Origin of the sequence: Leptolyngbya sp. FACHB-1624, assembly GCF_047649235.1 — a bacterium.
Lineage (GTDB): Bacteria > Cyanobacteriota > Cyanobacteriia > Leptolyngbyales > Leptolyngbyaceae > Leptolyngbya > Leptolyngbya boryana.
Genome location: NZ_CP180258.1, coordinates 2,316,282 through 2,330,463, shown reverse-complemented (window position 1 = coordinate 2,330,463; position 14,182 = coordinate 2,316,282). Strand labels below are relative to the sequence as shown.

At 46.4% G+C, this 14,182-nt stretch carries 17 protein-coding genes and 1 tRNA gene; 9 read left to right on the top strand and 9 right to left on the bottom strand.

What is annotated here, in order from left to right:
* Positions 1–387: 387 nt before the first annotated feature.
* A complete protein-coding gene (locus ACMUEV_RS10745; RefSeq protein WP_190653292.1) occupies positions 388–720 on the top strand; it encodes a hypothetical protein in 333 nt (110 codons plus the stop codon).
* 547 nt (positions 721–1,267) lie between these two features.
* On the opposite strand, the gene ACMUEV_RS10740 is transcribed toward ACMUEV_RS10745, so the two are convergent.
* Positions 1,268–1,349, bottom strand: a tRNA-Leu gene (locus ACMUEV_RS10740).
* Between the two features lie 179 nt (positions 1,350–1,528).
* Between ACMUEV_RS10740 and ACMUEV_RS10735 the strand changes: the two genes are divergently transcribed.
* The 3 genes from ACMUEV_RS10735 to ACMUEV_RS10725 are packed head-to-tail and all read left to right on the top strand — an operon-like array spanning position 1,529 to position 3,022.
* The gene (locus tag ACMUEV_RS10735) at positions 1,529–1,768 is read left to right on the top strand and encodes a hypothetical protein (protein ID WP_017289096.1); all 240 of its coding nucleotides are present in this window, start codon (positions 1,529–1,531) and stop codon (positions 1,766–1,768) included.
* Positions 1,769–1,774: 6 nt separating this feature from the next.
* On the top strand, positions 1,775–2,248 hold the full coding sequence (locus ACMUEV_RS10730) for a GNAT family N-acetyltransferase (protein WP_026148754.1): 474 nt from the start codon (positions 1,775–1,777) through the stop codon (positions 2,246–2,248).
* A gap of 18 nt (positions 2,249–2,266) precedes the next feature.
* Positions 2,267–3,022: a HEAT repeat domain-containing protein gene (locus ACMUEV_RS10725; RefSeq protein ID WP_017289098.1), complete on the top strand. Its 756-nt coding sequence runs from the start codon at positions 2,267–2,269 to the stop codon at positions 3,020–3,022.
* A gap of 40 nt (positions 3,023–3,062) precedes the next feature.
* On the opposite strand, the gene ACMUEV_RS10720 is transcribed toward ACMUEV_RS10725, so the two are convergent.
* Positions 3,063–3,299 carry a Calvin cycle protein CP12 gene (locus ACMUEV_RS10720; protein ID WP_190653293.1) on the bottom strand — a complete coding sequence of 79 codons (237 nt, stop codon included), beginning with the start codon at positions 3,297–3,299 and terminating at the stop codon, positions 3,063–3,065.
* A 520-nt stretch (positions 3,300–3,819) separates the two neighbouring features.
* Here ACMUEV_RS10720 and glpX point away from each other — a divergent pair.
* Both glpX and ACMUEV_RS10710 read left to right on the top strand, forming a co-directional pair.
* The gene (glpX, locus tag ACMUEV_RS10715; protein ID WP_017289104.1) at positions 3,820–4,857 is read left to right on the top strand and encodes a class II fructose-bisphosphatase; all 1,038 of its coding nucleotides are present in this window, start codon (positions 3,820–3,822) and stop codon (positions 4,855–4,857) included.
* 117 nt (positions 4,858–4,974) lie between these two features.
* Positions 4,975–6,261, top strand: coding sequence for a glutamyl-tRNA reductase (locus ACMUEV_RS10710; protein WP_017289105.1), 1,287 nt, complete (start codon positions 4,975–4,977; stop codon positions 6,259–6,261).
* A gap of 120 nt (positions 6,262–6,381) precedes the next feature.
* Here the strand turns inward: ACMUEV_RS10710 and ACMUEV_RS10705 are convergent, their stop codons facing one another.
* From ACMUEV_RS10705 to lysA, 5 genes are all read right to left on the bottom strand, one after another.
* Positions 6,382–7,026 (bottom strand): hypothetical protein, encoded by a 645-nt coding sequence (locus ACMUEV_RS10705; protein WP_026148755.1) that lies wholly within the window; start codon positions 7,024–7,026, stop codon positions 6,382–6,384.
* A 200-nt stretch (positions 7,027–7,226) separates the two neighbouring features.
* Positions 7,227–7,583, bottom strand: a complete 357-nt coding sequence (locus ACMUEV_RS10700) for a hypothetical protein (protein ID WP_190653294.1) — start codon at positions 7,581–7,583, stop codon at positions 7,227–7,229.
* Between the two features lie 26 nt (positions 7,584–7,609).
* A complete protein-coding gene (locus tag ACMUEV_RS10695; protein ID WP_190653295.1) occupies positions 7,610–8,371 on the bottom strand; it encodes an isoprenyl transferase in 762 nt (253 codons plus the stop codon).
* Between the two features lie 56 nt (positions 8,372–8,427).
* Positions 8,428–9,399, bottom strand: a complete 972-nt coding sequence (gene cdaA, locus ACMUEV_RS10690) for a diadenylate cyclase CdaA (protein WP_242044779.1) — start codon at positions 9,397–9,399, stop codon at positions 8,428–8,430.
* Between the two features lie 78 nt (positions 9,400–9,477).
* A complete protein-coding gene (gene lysA / locus ACMUEV_RS10685) occupies positions 9,478–10,857 on the bottom strand; it encodes a diaminopimelate decarboxylase (RefSeq protein ID WP_190653297.1) in 1,380 nt (459 codons plus the stop codon).
* Positions 10,858–11,121: 264 nt separating this feature from the next.
* Between lysA and ACMUEV_RS10680 the strand changes: the two genes are divergently transcribed.
* Positions 11,122–11,316, top strand: a complete 195-nt coding sequence (locus tag ACMUEV_RS10680; protein ID WP_190653332.1) for a DUF2281 domain-containing protein — start codon at positions 11,122–11,124, stop codon at positions 11,314–11,316.
* 105 nt (positions 11,317–11,421) lie between these two features.
* Here ACMUEV_RS10680 and ACMUEV_RS10675 read toward each other — a convergent pair whose 3' ends face one another.
* Positions 11,422–11,865 (bottom strand): GNAT family N-acetyltransferase, encoded by a 444-nt coding sequence (locus tag ACMUEV_RS10675; protein WP_415354767.1) that lies wholly within the window; start codon positions 11,863–11,865, stop codon positions 11,422–11,424.
* Positions 11,866–12,065: 200 nt separating this feature from the next.
* On the opposite strand from ACMUEV_RS10675, the gene ACMUEV_RS10670 reads away from it, so the two are divergent.
* Positions 12,066–12,293, top strand: a complete 228-nt coding sequence (locus ACMUEV_RS10670; RefSeq protein WP_190653299.1) for a hypothetical protein — start codon at positions 12,066–12,068, stop codon at positions 12,291–12,293.
* Here ACMUEV_RS10670 and ACMUEV_RS10665 read toward each other — a convergent pair.
* Positions 12,279–13,025: a DUF6683 family protein gene (locus ACMUEV_RS10665; RefSeq protein WP_190653300.1), complete on the bottom strand. Its 747-nt coding sequence runs from the start codon at positions 13,023–13,025 to the stop codon at positions 12,279–12,281. The two genes, ACMUEV_RS10670 and ACMUEV_RS10665, sit on opposite strands and share 15 nt — an antisense overlap.
* Before the next feature lie 377 nt (positions 13,026–13,402).
* Here ACMUEV_RS10665 and rimI point away from each other — a divergent pair, with 377 nt between their 5' ends.
* On the top strand, positions 13,403–14,053 hold the full coding sequence (gene rimI / locus ACMUEV_RS10660) for a ribosomal protein S18-alanine N-acetyltransferase (RefSeq protein ID WP_415354766.1): 651 nt from the start codon (positions 13,403–13,405) through the stop codon (positions 14,051–14,053).
* The last annotated feature ends 129 nt before the right edge of the window (positions 14,054–14,182 follow it).

Here is a 14,182-nt window from a genome sequence, read left to right as displayed (position 1 = left end):
TTGAGGAAACATGGTTGTTAGGGAAGTTAGAGGAGACGGGACTCCTAATTGAATTTGAGCAGTAAAAATAGGAATGAATGTGAGAACGTTAAGAAACTCATTACTGTATGGAAGCAAAGGCTGCGATTTGTGCAGCAACGTTTTTACAGTGAAAAAGTATCAGCTATTAGGTAATGTATACGCACGAAAATTCACGATTTACTCTAATTTTCAGCTTGTTTGTTCACACTTGTTTCTCCACAAATGGGGACAGATGTAAACAGGACAAGTGAATAAATTCAGTAATTCTTGAAAACCTCGCCACCTTCTATTTTGATTTGCTAGAGTGTACACTGAAAAATTCATTTACCCGGAATTACAAGAATGTTTCAGTGTCAAATTGAACTTATGTCTACCTTACGACGAGCAGATGGAGAACCGCGTTACTTAGTCGTAGGTAAGTATAATTTCGACCCAAATATTCAAGATGGGGATGAGGTATGGGTGAACTGGGAAGTAGGGGGTAAGCAATATAATTTGAAGACGAAAGTTATAGCTAGAAAAAAGGAGATCTACCCACATCCTGATATGAGGAACTTGAGCGAAGAGACGAAACGAAACGGGATGTTTATGCTACGAGTTTTTGTCGAAGCAGAAGATAGAGATGCAGTTATAGAGATGTGCGAAAGCATCAGCATCGAACGTAATAATGCGACTTTTAACCTGCAAGAAAAGCCCTAAGAGGGTGTTTGAAAAGTATCAATTATTTCCTCGCTCCGTTCTATCTCGCCCGGAATAGAATTCCGGGCTAACCGTACCAAGTCCTTTGAAAAGGGCTGAAGACCTGACTTTGATTGGCTGTTAGTCCCTTCAGTGGACTTGGTTCAACTAGCCCTGGACTTTCAGTCCGGGGGCGGGTGAATGCAATGAACGATACTTTTCAAACATCTTCTAACGGTACAAACTTGAAGTAGGTTTTATCGTTCTTGCTCCCAATCGAATAACATTCGCCGCAGAATATTTTTAGCGGTAAGCTCATCGGATGTACCGGGATAGAATCGTATTGATTTCCATCAAGAGTGAAATCAATACGATACCTACCCTTATCAAGACCCAAGTTGAAATTCATAATCCACCTAGCACTTAAAAACTGGGCAGGATTTGAAAAACTTATCGAAGTAGGCTTTGAAATTTTCTACCAATCTCACGTTCAAAAGATATCCGAGAGCGGATGGTGAAACTGGTAGATAAACCCAGAAAAATGTGGAAAGCCTTACTGTGATTGCGATGGGCGGAGAGAGAATCGAACTCTCATACCTTTCGGTGCCACATTTTGAGTGTGGTGCGTCTACCAGTTTCGCCATCCGCCCTTGGATGTCTTAATCAATATAATCTGTTTTGTCACTTTAACGCAAGCATCTAAAAAATCGTATTTTCCGAACCAAAAAAGATTGGTTGGAATCTCGCAAAGCGCTTTATTCTTAGATTAAGAGTCTCTGCAACGTTTTGTAGAGTTTTGTTTGTCCGCGATCGCCCCTCAACACGAATCATGGCTTTCTTTCGTCAATACATCGCTCCGTTGATCGTTGTTCTCGTATTTTTGTTTTCCCTAGTCGTTGTTAGTGCTCGAATTTTTCTACCGAGTGACATGGCAGCACCTGCACCTATTGAAGAAGTCACTCCTCGTGGTGATAAGGCACAATCTCCTGATGTCGATGCAGTTGCAGGTTTACCGCCCGCACTTGCACCGTTTATTCAGGGCTTGCCGAATGATCCGACTCAGCTTTAAACGATCGTGTCGGAATTCCTGCCAGGATATGTGCTTGAACGCGGCTCAGGTAGCGGACGCGATCGCGATCGATTGCTAACGTTTATGCAGAATACCTATACAGAACTATTTCCTGGGCGCAATTTTCCTCAGCTTGAGTCTGCGATCGCGCGGTTTTTCTCTGCTGAAACGCCTTTGCAGTGGGTTCAGTGTTCAAATCGTTCCGGTTGGAATCCAATTGCCGGATTATGGCTTGGAAGCGCAATTGAGCAAGGCACAGGCGAACGACAGACCCATATTTTGTTGCTATATGTCATGCCTGAACATCGACGCAAGGGGATCGGAGCGGCACTCGTGCGTTACGCTGAAACATGGGCAAAAATGCGCGGCGATCGCCAGATCGGGCTGCAAGTTTTTGAAACAAATTTGCCTGCACTGTCACTCTATCAAGCCCTAGGGTATGGCACCCAATCCCGCTGGATGACAAAATCGATCGATTAGCAGAATAAAATAAATCCCATGTATAGCAATGATGATTTAAAGGTTTTAGACCTAGAAGAGGATTTAGCCGATCCGTTGGATGAACTGCCGACGGTCGAGGATGAGGTTGCTGCCAAGCCTGATCCAGAGGCGATGCTGCCTTTATTGGATGCTGCCGATATTCAGCAACGCATGTTAGCAGCACGAGCTTTCTGTGATGTGCAAGACGATCGTGCCATTCCAAAACTGATTGCACTGTTGAGCGATCCTTGTCCGTTGGTGCGGGTGAGTGCAGCGTATGCGTTAGGAAGAAATCCTAGCCCGGAAGCGGTGGAGTCATTAGTCGATCGCTATCAGCAAGATTGGAATGGCTATGTCCGCAAAGGAGTCGTTTGGGCACTGGGGAATTGTCGCGATCGACGATCGCTTAATACCTTAACCGAGGCGGTCAAAACTGATATTTCAGCCGTTCGCTTATGGGCAGCAAGTTCTCTTGCCCAGATGGCAACCCTCGGATACGACGTAATCGTTGCCGCCGTTCCACCTTTAATTGAAGGATTAAGACGTGATCCGGTTGCAGCCATTCGGAGCAATTGCGCTTGGGCATTGGGTGAGTTGTGTCGAGAGATGCCATCGAATGTCGTTTATGCAACTGCGATCGATGCCTTGATCGAGGCATTTGCAGAAGACGAAGATTCTGGCGTGCGAGAAGATGCCAAAGCTGCAATGCTCAAAGTTGGAGACGCACGCGGCTTACAAGTGATTGAAACGTTGGAACAAGAAGATTGGTTCTAAAGGAAAGCCGGAGTGTTGTAACGCCCCGGCTTTTGAATGTCTAAACGTCGTAGATTCGGCACTCTGGCGCATCTGGATTATCGTCACAGAAAACAGTCAGCGAAGTTTTCACCGTCGATCGACGATGTGAGATTTCAGCTTGAACTTCTTCGACCGCATCCCACGCCGCCGCACAATCATCGGAAATTGTTCCATTGGTGCTGCAAACATCGTGAGCGGATTCAATCAGAGTATTGAGGCGTTGTTCGATCGTCACATTTCCTGTTGCGTGAGCCATAACTTTAACCCTTGGTGTAGTGAGAACTGGGTTGACTCCTTTTAGTGTGCAACCGAATTTCAAAACTGGGCAGAGTCTTACCTTTAATTTAACGATTCAGAAAACTCGCATGTCGCAGGCGCTTTAGGCAGATCTGCTGAGTTGACTGAATTGCGATCGCCCGGTTCGTCAATTGAGTATTGCAATGACGCGCCGATTTCTAAAATTGATTTGCTCACCTGTCGGAATACTTCGATGTATTTCAACATGAACACGCTCGATCGCTGTTTGGCATTAGTCTACGAGATGTCAATCGCCCAATTCAGGATTTAGAACTGTTTGGAGTGAGGGTTTCCTGCTTTCGATCAATAAACTCATAAGCCTCGCTAAAGCCTGAACACTTTTTCTAAAGTCTCTCAGTTTATCGCAGCAAAACTTAATAGATCCCCGATCGCACTTTGAAAGACCGCCATTTGGTAGGATTGATAACTGAGATTGCCCATGAAAACGGCGACTAATCAGCAGTTGGAGGACTTATTTCGTGGAAAACACGCTTGGTTTAGAGATTATTGAAGTCGTAGAACAGGCGGCAATTGCCTCGGCACGCCTCATGGGGAAAGGCGACAAAAATGAAGCCGATCGAGTTGCAGTAGAAGCGATGCGCGAACGCATGAACAAAATCTACATGCGCGGTCGGATCGTGATTGGAGAAGGGGAACGTGACGATGCACCGATGCTCTACATCGGAGAAGAAGTCGGAATTTGTTCTCGTCCTGATGCAGCAGATTTTTGCAACATCGAAGAGTTGATCGAAATCGATATCGCTGTTGACCCCTGCGAAGGCACAAACCTTTGTGCATATGGTCAGCCAGGTTCGATGGCAGTTCTAGCAATCTCCGAGAAAGGCGGATTGTTTGCAGCTCCCGACTTCTATATGAAGAAGCTTGCGGCTCCTCCTGCTGCAAAAGGTAAAGTTGACATCAACAAGTCAGCCACCGAAAACCTGAAAATCTTGTCTGAATGCCTCGATCGCTCGATCGATGAATTGGTGGTCGTCGTGATGAAACGCGATCGTCACAATGACTTGATCAAAGAAATCCGTGACGCAGGCGCGCGCGTTCAACTCATCAGCGATGGTGACGTAGGAGCAGCAATTAACTGCGGTTTCGCTGGAACCAATATTCACGCCCTGATGGGAATTGGTGCGGCTCCTGAAGGTGTAATTTCGGCTGCGGCTCTGCGTTGTCTCGGCGCACACTTCCAGGGACAATTGATCTACGATCCAGAAGTCGTCAAAACCGGATTGATCGGAGAGAGCAAAGAAGCAAATATTGCTCGCCTCAAAGAAATGGGCATCACTGACCCTGATAAGGTTTACACCGCTGAAGAACTTGCATCCGGTGAAACCGTGTTGTTTGCTGGAACAGGTATCACTCCCGGCAACATCATGAACGGTGTTCGGTTCTTCAAAGGCGGCGCGAGAACCCAAACCCTGGTTATCTCTAGCCAATCGAAGACGGCACGGTTTGTGGACACGATTCACATGTTTGACCAGCCGAAGATTGTTCAGTTGCACTAAGAAGGTAGGGAGTGGGGAGTAGAGAGTAGGGGGTAAAAGCATTCTTGCTCCCCACTCCCCACTCCCCACTCCCCACTCTTCCCTTCACCCTTCCGATTTATCAGAGCGCTTTTTAATATGAACATTGCTGTTGTTGGGCTAACTCACAAAACTGCTCCAGTTGAGGTTCGTGAGAAGCTAAGTATCCCGGAACCTGTTTGCGATAAAGCGATCGCACAACTGTGTAGCTATCCCCACATTGAAGAAGTCGCAGTTCTCAGTACTTGTAATCGCTTGGAACTTTATTTAGTCACTTCTGAGACTGAGCAAGGTATTCGAGAAGTCAATCAATTTTTATCAGAACATAGTAAATTGCCCAGTGCTCGCTTGCGTCCTTATCTGTTCACGCTGTTACATCAGGATGCAGTCATGCACTTGATGCGAGTATCGGCGGGTCTCGATAGTCTGGTTTTGGGTGAAGGGCAGATTTTGGCACAGGTGAAACAATGCCACAAACTCGGTCAGCAACATCAAGGCATTGGTCGAATTCTAAATCAACTCTTTAAGCAAGGAATTAGCGCTGGAAAACGAGTTCGGACTGAGACGAGCATTGGAACTGGAGCAGTTTCAATTAGCTCCGCAGCCGTTGAATTGGCGCAAATGAAAGTCGATTCGCTAGCAGATCAGCGCGTCACGATTATCGGGGCAGGGAAGATGTCTCGATTGTTAGTGCAGCACTTACTGTCGAAAGGCGCAAATAACATTGTGATTTTGAATCGATCGATGAATCGCGCCCGCGAACTTGCAAATCTGTTCCCGGATGCTCATTTGAGATTGCTGCCGATCGAAGACATGATGGATGCGATCGCACAATCTGACATTGTGTTTACCAGTACGTCTTCGACCGAGCCAATTCTCGATCGTGCCAATCTCGAACCTGTTTTGGACGCAAACCAGCCTTTAATGGTGATTGATATTGCGGTTCCGCGAAACGTTGCCGCAGATGTCAATGAATTGCCGATGGTACGAGCATTTAACGTCGATGATTTGAAAGCAGTGGTCGCCCAAAATCAGGAAAGTCGTCGGCAGATGGCAATGGAAGCAGAAGCGCTGCTCGAAGAAGAAGTAGAAACGTTTCAAGCATGGTGGCGATCGCTCGAAACCGTTTCGACGATTAGCTGTTTGCGAGACAAAGTTGAAGCGATTCGGGCACAGGAACTAGAGAAAGCCTTATCGAGACTAGGGACAGAATTTGGCGATCGACATCGCGAGGTGATTGAAGCCTTGACTAAAGGGATTGTGAATAAAATTTTGCACGATCCGATGGTTCAATTGCGAGCGCAGCAGGATATTGAGGCGCGGCGACAAGCGATGGAGACTTTGGAACTGCTGTTCAATTTAGAGAGTCCGCAGGCAAGAGTTTAGACTCTGGGAGCGATCATATACGATCGCATTTTGGGAAAGTGATACCAAATTGTTTTTTCATTGCGACAGATTGATTTGGTATCACTTGCTTTAAGTCGAGAAACCCGTCCAGCGCAGAAACTAGATGCGACGTACAAAGAAGTAGAGTCGGTAGCGTCCCTCAGATGGGCTGCCCATTTCCCAAGTGAAATCAGCGATTGGATCACCCCCTTCCCCTTGATTTGCAAGCTGAATCAAGCGCTCTTTTGTAAAAAGCTCCGCTCGTCTGCCGACATCATCATCCCCTGCGCCGACTAGCTCACTTAACTTATTCGCAATAAACATTTCTACCGTTTCTGGCACAGACACCCCAGTTTGACTGTTGAGCGCACTATTCCCTGCATCCAAAATTGATTTAAACGTTGCAGAGAAAGCATGAGGATCACCTTCATCGTTTTCTCGAATGACTGCTGCTAAAATCAAGTCTCTTGCAGATCCTGAATACAGGCGAATTGCAGATCGAATGACATCGCCTTCGTCCACTTCAATTACACCTGTTTCATAAGGTGTTTGCGCTTGATCAGAAGAAGAAACGCCTAGAAACATATAAGGCTCATCACTATCCGACCATTCATTTGATTCTTCTAAACATTGAAATCCAGTAAACCAAACTTCGACTTTGGGGGCAGCCAGTCGTTTCACGGCTTCGGATGAGAGACGGTCTTTCAAATGAGACGGAATTTTCGTCATCGAACCGCGATCGACTGAAAATACGGAAGAGGGCATTACGTTCTCCTGAATCATGAATTAAAGCATCGGTGCTTTTGAATTCATTGTGTCAGTCACGATCTGTGATCCACAGTGCCCAGTTGGGTAGTTTGTCCGCAGTTTAGAGCGTAGCCGGATCAAGAGCGCGATCGCGAAAAAATCACGATCCTCGATCATCCAAGCGCATCCGGATCAATTCCACGACTGCGTAACTGTTCTCATAATTGTTCAAGTTGTTGTGCAGCTTCAGCTTGGCGTTGTGCTAATTCTGTCCGCTCATCCGGGAGAAGATAACGATCGCCCCACAAGGGATAACTGAGCCGCAAATCTTCATCGATAAACCGCTCAACTCCCAAACTGAGAAATCCGTCCGGCACGATCGCAGGTTCTTCTGGATCGTAATAAATTCCCATACGAATGCCAAAGAACCAATCAAACCGATCAGACCACAAATCACCCAAAGATTCTTTCAGCAATCTGGGAATTGTCGCTTGAAGTTCACTAACAGGCTCATCTCTTGAATCTGGCAACTCTTCAGACGAGAGATATTTATGAGAAGGGTTGTACTTAAACATTAGGATGCTTCAGCGCTACCTTGATCCTAAAGTTTCTTCCCAACCTTGCCGAATCGTCTTTCACGTTGCTGATAAGAGATTAGAGCTTGATGAAATTCAGCTCGATCGAAGTCGGGCCATAACGTATCGGTCACATACAACTCTGCATAAGCAGCTTGCCAGAGCAAGAAATTACTGAGCCGCATTTCGCCACTAGTGCGAATCATCAGATCCGGATCGCAAATTCCCGCAGTATACAAATGCCGCTCAAATAAGCTCTCATCAATATCATCTGGCTGAATCAAACCTTGTTGGATTTGAGTGGCGATCGAGCGGCAAGCCTTAATAATCTCCTGCCGTCCCCCGTAATTCGTGGCGACTGTAAACCGAATTCCCGGATTCTCTTTTGTTTCCAAAACTGCCCGTTCAATCTCAGCCTGCAAACTCGTGGGCAGCGCATCCAAATTACCAACAAATTGAATCCGGACATTTTCTTCCTTCATTTCGCGCAATTCTTGCCGCAAGACTCGCTCAAACAAAGTCATCAAGAATTCCACTTCTTCGAGTGGGCGTCCCCAATTCTCAGTTGAGAATGCATAAGCCGTTAATGCTTCGATTCCCCAATCGCGACAGCATCGGAGCAGATCTTTCAACACATCTACCCCACGTCGATGCCCCATAATTCGAGGTCTACCCTGCCGTTTTGCCCACCGTCCATTTCCATCCATAATCACCGCGACGTGGCGGGGCAAGCGATTGCGGTCTAGATCAGCAGGTAAATCTTGTAAAATTTTGTGCTTGGCAGTCATTGTGGTTTCGGGGAACGCCGATAAAAGGGGTTAAAGTCAACTTGGTTTTAGCAGAATTAAGAGTCGCCTCGCTTACGTTCATTCCGAATCCGGCGGTCTTTTAAACTACCTTCGTTAAATAAACGCGAGAATAAGAATACTGCCTTTGTTCGGAATTGACGACCGAGACTTTTCAGATCGCGCGTGACAGGTTCGCGATCGCCCGACTGTGAAAACCGTTCTTCTAGAAGCTCCTTTAGTTTACTGCTGGTTAAGGGACGATTTAACATTCCGCGTTCAGCCAGCGAAATCGACCCAGTTTCTTCAGAAACGACGACACAAATACAATTTTCTAATTTCTCAGTAATGCCCATGGCAGCCCGGTGCCGAGTCCCAAGTTGCCGAGATGCTGTTTTTTCCGATAATGGCAAAATTACCCCGGCGGCAATCACGCGAGACCCTCGAATTAAAACCGCTCCATCGTGTAAAAGTGTCGTGGTTTGAAAGATCGTTTGTAGGAGTTCTTTAGAGATTTCGGCATTCAGTTTAACACCCGGAACTGAGAAATCTCGTTCGTCGATCGCTGTTCCGGTTTCGATAATAATTAAAGCTCCAGTACGATTTTGAGAAAGTCCTTTCACCGCTTCGACAATCTCATCGGTCACACTATCTGAACTGGGTAAATTTCGATTGGACGGCTGAAAAAGTTGCGCGATTTCTCCTCGTCCCAATTGCTCAAGAAATCGGCGGAACTCAGATTGAAGAATAAACGCCATTGCTACGGCTGCCCCAACCACCAGATTATTGAGGACAAAACTCAGCAAGGCTAAATCCATGCGACGACTGACCGCCGCCGCGAGCATCAAAATAATAAATCCCCGCACCATCCAGAGGGTACGTCTTTCTCGTCCGATGATCACGAGCATCACGTAGGTCAGCGCCAAGACTAACCCGACATCAACGAGAAATCGGAGATTTTCAAAAACGAACTTGAGTAGGGAGGTCAAAGCAGAAGGAATAAAGAGTAAGAAACTAAGGGCTTGGGTCATTGTATACAAGCTTAGAGGGGAGACTTGCAATTGAATTTCCATCTCTGCTCATCCTCACCCTTTATCCTTCATCCTGCTTTATTTCAATCTATCCGGGACGCGATCGTTGCGAATCAAGTCGGCATAAGTTTCTCGTTCGAGGATAATGCTCGCTTCTCCTTCATACACGAGAACTGCTGCCGGACGAGTCAACCGATTGTAGTTCGATGCCATGCTGTAATTGTAGGCTCCCGTTGCCATCACGACGAGAATATCTCCCGGTTGTGTTTGAGGCAGCGAAATATCTTTGATTAAGACATCTCCGGATTCACAGTGTTTTCCAGCGATCGTGACTGTCTCTTTTGGCTCAGCAGACATCCGATTCGCAACCACTGCACGACAGATGGACTGATAGGTAATCGGTCTCGGATTATCTGACATGCCGCCATCGACACTAATATAAGTGCGAATTCCCGGCACAGTTTTGCGTCCACCGACTGTGTAAGCCGTGATGCAAGAAGACCCAATCAGCGATCGACCTGGTTCACAGAGCAATTTCGGCAGCGGCATATTTTCTGCTTCACAGGCTTTGACCATCGATTCTGCAACAATCTTCACCCATTCATCAATGCTAGGTGGATCATCGCTTTCGTTGTAGCAAATTCCTAAACCGCCACCAATATTCACTTCGGGAACATTCAAACCGTATTGAGCAGCTTTCTTCACCCATTGCAGCATGACGCTGGGCAAATCGCGATGCGCTTGCAGTTCAAAAATCTGCGAACCGATATGAGCGTGCAAGCCAGTTAATTCAAGATTTGAATTCTGACTGATGAACTGGAAAATGTCTTCGACTTGATTGGGATCAAAGCCAAATTTGCTGTCTAAGTGTCCGGTGCGAATGTATTCATGCGTATGGCAATCCAATCCGGGTGTAATTCTCAGCATGACTCGGATCGGACGCTCAGCATTCATCTGCGCCAATCGTTGTAGTTCAAGCTGATTGTCAACAACGATCGTGCAACCGGATTTCACGGCATATTTTAATTCAGCGATCGACTTGTTATTTCCGTGCAGATAAATCTTGCTTGGATCGGCTCCAACCTGCAGCGCGGTATAAAGTTCGCCTCCAGTTGCCACATCGATCCCCAGTCCTTCCTGAGAGACGATCGAGCAGACTGCCAAACAGTTCCAAGCTTTTGAGGCGTACAACACCTGCGTCTCTGCGGGATAGTAGCGGCGAAACGCATCGCGATATTGTTGGCAAGCCGTTCGCAAGCCTGTTTCATCTAAAACATAGAGCGGAGATCCGAAATGTTTGACCAGTTCAGTCAAGTCACAGCCGCCGACTTCGAGATGATCGCGATCGTTGACCTTCGCGGTCAGGGGCATGAGAAATTGATTGGGAGAGCGATCGGAACCGGAATTTGGGAGATATTGACGACCAGAAGCGGTCGTTGCAATCGGAGTCGATACCATGCGTGAGTCCTCAATGCTGGCAGGTGTTGTAGCTAGCTTTTTTTGCAGTATCTACCAGTTTACAATTGAGGGCTTTGGATTTAAGAGTAATTTCTGATTGCAGATTGATCGATCGTCTCTATTCCAGATTGATTGCACTCCAAATTAAGTCGCTGTAATTCGTCGATCGCTTCTCAGTCTGAAATTTCGAGGTGCGATTGGGTCGATCGTATTAACTCACACGCTTCTGTGTAGAGTGAAATGAAGCCTACTGCAATTACCTCTATGCAAGCGAAAGAACAATTGCTGCATGAAATTGACGAGATCCCTGATTTCTTGCTCGAAGAAGTTCTAGATTTTGTTCAATTTCTGAAATCAAAACATTTGCGGAACAAACTTGAAATCAGTGAGATGAGTGAGACAGTTCTCGCGAAGGACTGGCTTAGACCGGAGGAGGGCGAAGCTTGGCAAGATTTGTAAAGGGCGATGTGGTGATCGTGCCGTTTCCGTTCTCGGATTTGACAAATGCAAAACGGCGACCCGCTAAGTTCTAGCCACATTCAAGATAACGATCTAGATTTTGTGTCAGATTACCAGCCTATTAATTTCTGATAGTTGCTTGATAAATAAAACCCTATCTTCTCCTGAGCCATCGTAATCTGGATGGAAAGGCACTCCATTTCTCTCAGCATGACTAGGTTCAGCTTCAAATCCCAAGCGTAGATGATAAGCGATCGAGTCTTGATTAACCGGGGAAGTTACACACCTAACTCGAACCCGATCAAACCTTTGCACCACTTGAAAGAACTGTTGATACAAAGCACTTCCTACACCTTGCTTTCTACAATCCGGGTGAATTCCAACAAAGTGAATATATGCTTCTTCCGAGTGACTCTGCGATAAGAAGCCAATTAAAAAACCAATGATTTTTTGATCAATTTCTGCGATGAAACTTGTTTCACAGAAGTGAACAAAAAAGAGTTTAGGGAGCATATCTCTCATCTGTCTGCCGCCCCACCATTCATTCACAACACAAATAATGGATTGATAGTCACTGGGCTGCACATTCCGAATTTTCATGCGATTTCATTCAAATCGTTGCGATTTCAGATTGGATTGATGCTAGCTCAAACGGTAACAGCCTGATTGACTCTGGATACAGCCTCAGAGATTCATAGGTTCTTTCATCTCGATCGACTTGACTTCGATACAATCAGATCCATCCGTCTATGCGCTATTTCTGTGAATTCCATCACGCTTCAAACGATCGATCATCCCCTTCCCCCAACGTCCTCGAACTGGATCAAGTTTGTTTCAACGGGCTTTGGACAATCGAAGGGTATCACCGAGAAGTAGACAGCCTCAATCGTGAATTAATCGCACTCTTATCTGGGGATCGCTTGATCGGATATGGCGTGACCGTTTTGTATCAGATTTGTTTTTTAGCGCAGTTCTAACCCTGTCGCCGTAAATCGCAACCGATCTGGGCGCACTCCCAAGGCAGTTTCGAGAGAAACTCCAGCGATCGAACGGTAGGTTTCGAGCAATTCTTGGTCTTTTTCCTCGGTTGCTACTGTATAGCCCGCTAGAGGCAGAGTCGCCATCAGAACAAAGGTTTCATAGAGCTTTTGACGCTCTTGGCTGTTCAGTGCTTTGAAAGTTGCCGAAGAACCGAAGGCAGCATCGACGTTAGCTTGGAGATTCATTAGCGCAGTTTCACTGGGTTCCTCGCCGTAATGCACCATGTAGCAAACCCCGACCAAGTAGGTGAATGCCATCGCGACATTGTTAGGGCGACCCAGACGTTTGGCTTCTTGCTCGAAGGCAGTGAAGCCCCCGATAAAGGTTTCGTTCAACTGACTTACTATAGTGGGGTCGTTGCTCAAGCTCTGAGAAAACTGCGTCACCAGCAGGCGTTGCGGACTGGAGCTAAAGCTTGTTTGTGGGGCAGTTTGAGCTTGGGCGCGGGCAGTGGTTTGCGCACTTTGGTTACTGTTATTGCGCCGATTGATGCCATCAAGTCGTGTCTGAGTTTCACGAACCATTGCAGCATTTTTTTGGATGCTGAGGTAGGCATTCATGTTGCTGAAGCTGAGACTGCTAGGTGCGCCAAACTGAGCCGAAGCCGGGCTACCAAAGCTAGCAGTGATGAAGAAGGTCATGAGGATGGCACGAATGGATGGGTTCATCGGTTCTTCTGTTATGGGTCTTGAAGTTTACACAGTTGAGAACTTGAGCATTACAGCACCCTGCGCCAAAACGATCGCATAGAAGGCTTAAAACTTTTGCCTTCACATAATTTCCTTAGCTGAGGAAAGATCCAGTCTAAACTTTTCTAGAACGAGTGTCTAGGAGTAATTTATACAGTAAACAATGATGAGTTATCGCATCTTCTCATTTACCAATCAGCGTTGACGCGATCTCATCAACTTGTCTAATTGCTGCTAATTTCAACCCGTGCTTCACCTGATTTCAAAAGCTCTCATGCTTCTGGCAATGCTACCCTTAAAATCTCCTGCATTCGCGAGTTGAAAGTCTTGCCTCAAGCATCTCTCAAGCCCACATCGTGAGTGATCAAAATTTTCTCATATCGATCGCACTTCGATACAATCAGATCCGTTCTGTTCATCCTATCCCTGTGAATTCCATTACGCTACAGACAATCGACCACCCGCTCCTCCCTAACGTCCTCGAACTGGATCAAATTTGCTTCAATGGACTCTGGACGATCGAAGGATATCAGCGAGAAGTAGACAGCCCAAATAGTGAATTAATCGCGCTCTTATCTGGGGATCATTTAATTGGCTATGGATGTTTCTGGGCGATCGTAGACGAAGCGCACATTACCATTCTCGCGATTCATCCCGATGATCAACATCAGGGATTTGGACAATTGCTCTTACTGGCATTGCTCGATCGGGCGCGTCAACGCCAAATGAAACACGCTACGTTAGAAGTTAGAATTTCTAATGAGGCTGCAATCTCTTTATACGAAAAGTTCCAGTTTAAAGTTGCAGGTCAGCGTAAGAATTACTACACTGATACGGGCGAAAATGCCTTAATTCTCTGGCGTGGTCAACTACAAACAGCAGAATTCGAGGATTCTCTAAAGGAAAAGTGGCAACAAATTCGCGATCGACTCCACCAGCAACAATGGACACTCAGCGATCCTGAAGCTTTGCTGAACCTGAAAAAAACCAGCTTGACTTCTCCCTAAAGATTCGATAACAATCTGCCTTTGGTAGTAAATCACACAATTTCAATTCATTCTAACGGCAGGATTTCGTTCGGTAATCCTCCCATTTGCCTGTTTCGGAACTCCGTAACCGGAGAGTTCGGCTATGCT

Coding starts and splice junctions, on each gene's coding strand:
- ACMUEV_RS10720 (WP_190653293.1), bottom strand. CDS start 3,299: ATGGCTCACGCAACAGGAAATGTGACGATCGAACAACGCCTCAATACT.
- ACMUEV_RS10705 (WP_026148755.1), bottom strand. CDS start 7,026: ATGCCCTCTTCCGTATTTTCAGTCGATCGCGGTTCGATGACGAAAATT.
- ACMUEV_RS10745 (WP_190653292.1), top strand. CDS start 388: ATGTCTACCTTACGACGAGCAGATGGAGAACCGCGTTACTTAGTCGTA.
- ACMUEV_RS10695 (WP_190653295.1), bottom strand. CDS start 8,371: ATGACTGCCAAGCACAAAATTTTACAAGATTTACCTGCTGATCTAGAC.
- ACMUEV_RS10725 (WP_017289098.1), top strand. CDS start 2,267: ATGTATAGCAATGATGATTTAAAGGTTTTAGACCTAGAAGAGGATTTA.
- ACMUEV_RS10665 (WP_190653300.1), bottom strand. CDS start 13,025: ATGAACCCATCCATTCGTGCCATCCTCATGACCTTCTTCATCACTGCT.
- ACMUEV_RS10670 (WP_190653299.1), top strand. CDS start 12,066: ATGCGCTATTTCTGTGAATTCCATCACGCTTCAAACGATCGATCATCC.
- ACMUEV_RS10735 (WP_017289096.1), top strand. CDS start 1,529: ATGGCTTTCTTTCGTCAATACATCGCTCCGTTGATCGTTGTTCTCGTA.
- cdaA (WP_242044779.1), bottom strand. CDS start 9,399: ATGACCCAAGCCCTTAGTTTCTTACTCTTTATTCCTTCTGCTTTGACC.
- lysA (WP_190653297.1), bottom strand. CDS start 10,857: ATGGTATCGACTCCGATTGCAACGACCGCTTCTGGTCGTCAATATCTC.
- ACMUEV_RS10680 (WP_190653332.1), top strand. CDS start 11,122: ATGCAAGCGAAAGAACAATTGCTGCATGAAATTGACGAGATCCCTGAT.
- ACMUEV_RS10700 (WP_190653294.1), bottom strand. CDS start 7,583: ATGTTTAAGTACAACCCTTCTCATAAATATCTCTCGTCTGAAGAGTTG.
- ACMUEV_RS10710 (WP_017289105.1), top strand. CDS start 4,975: ATGAACATTGCTGTTGTTGGGCTAACTCACAAAACTGCTCCAGTTGAG.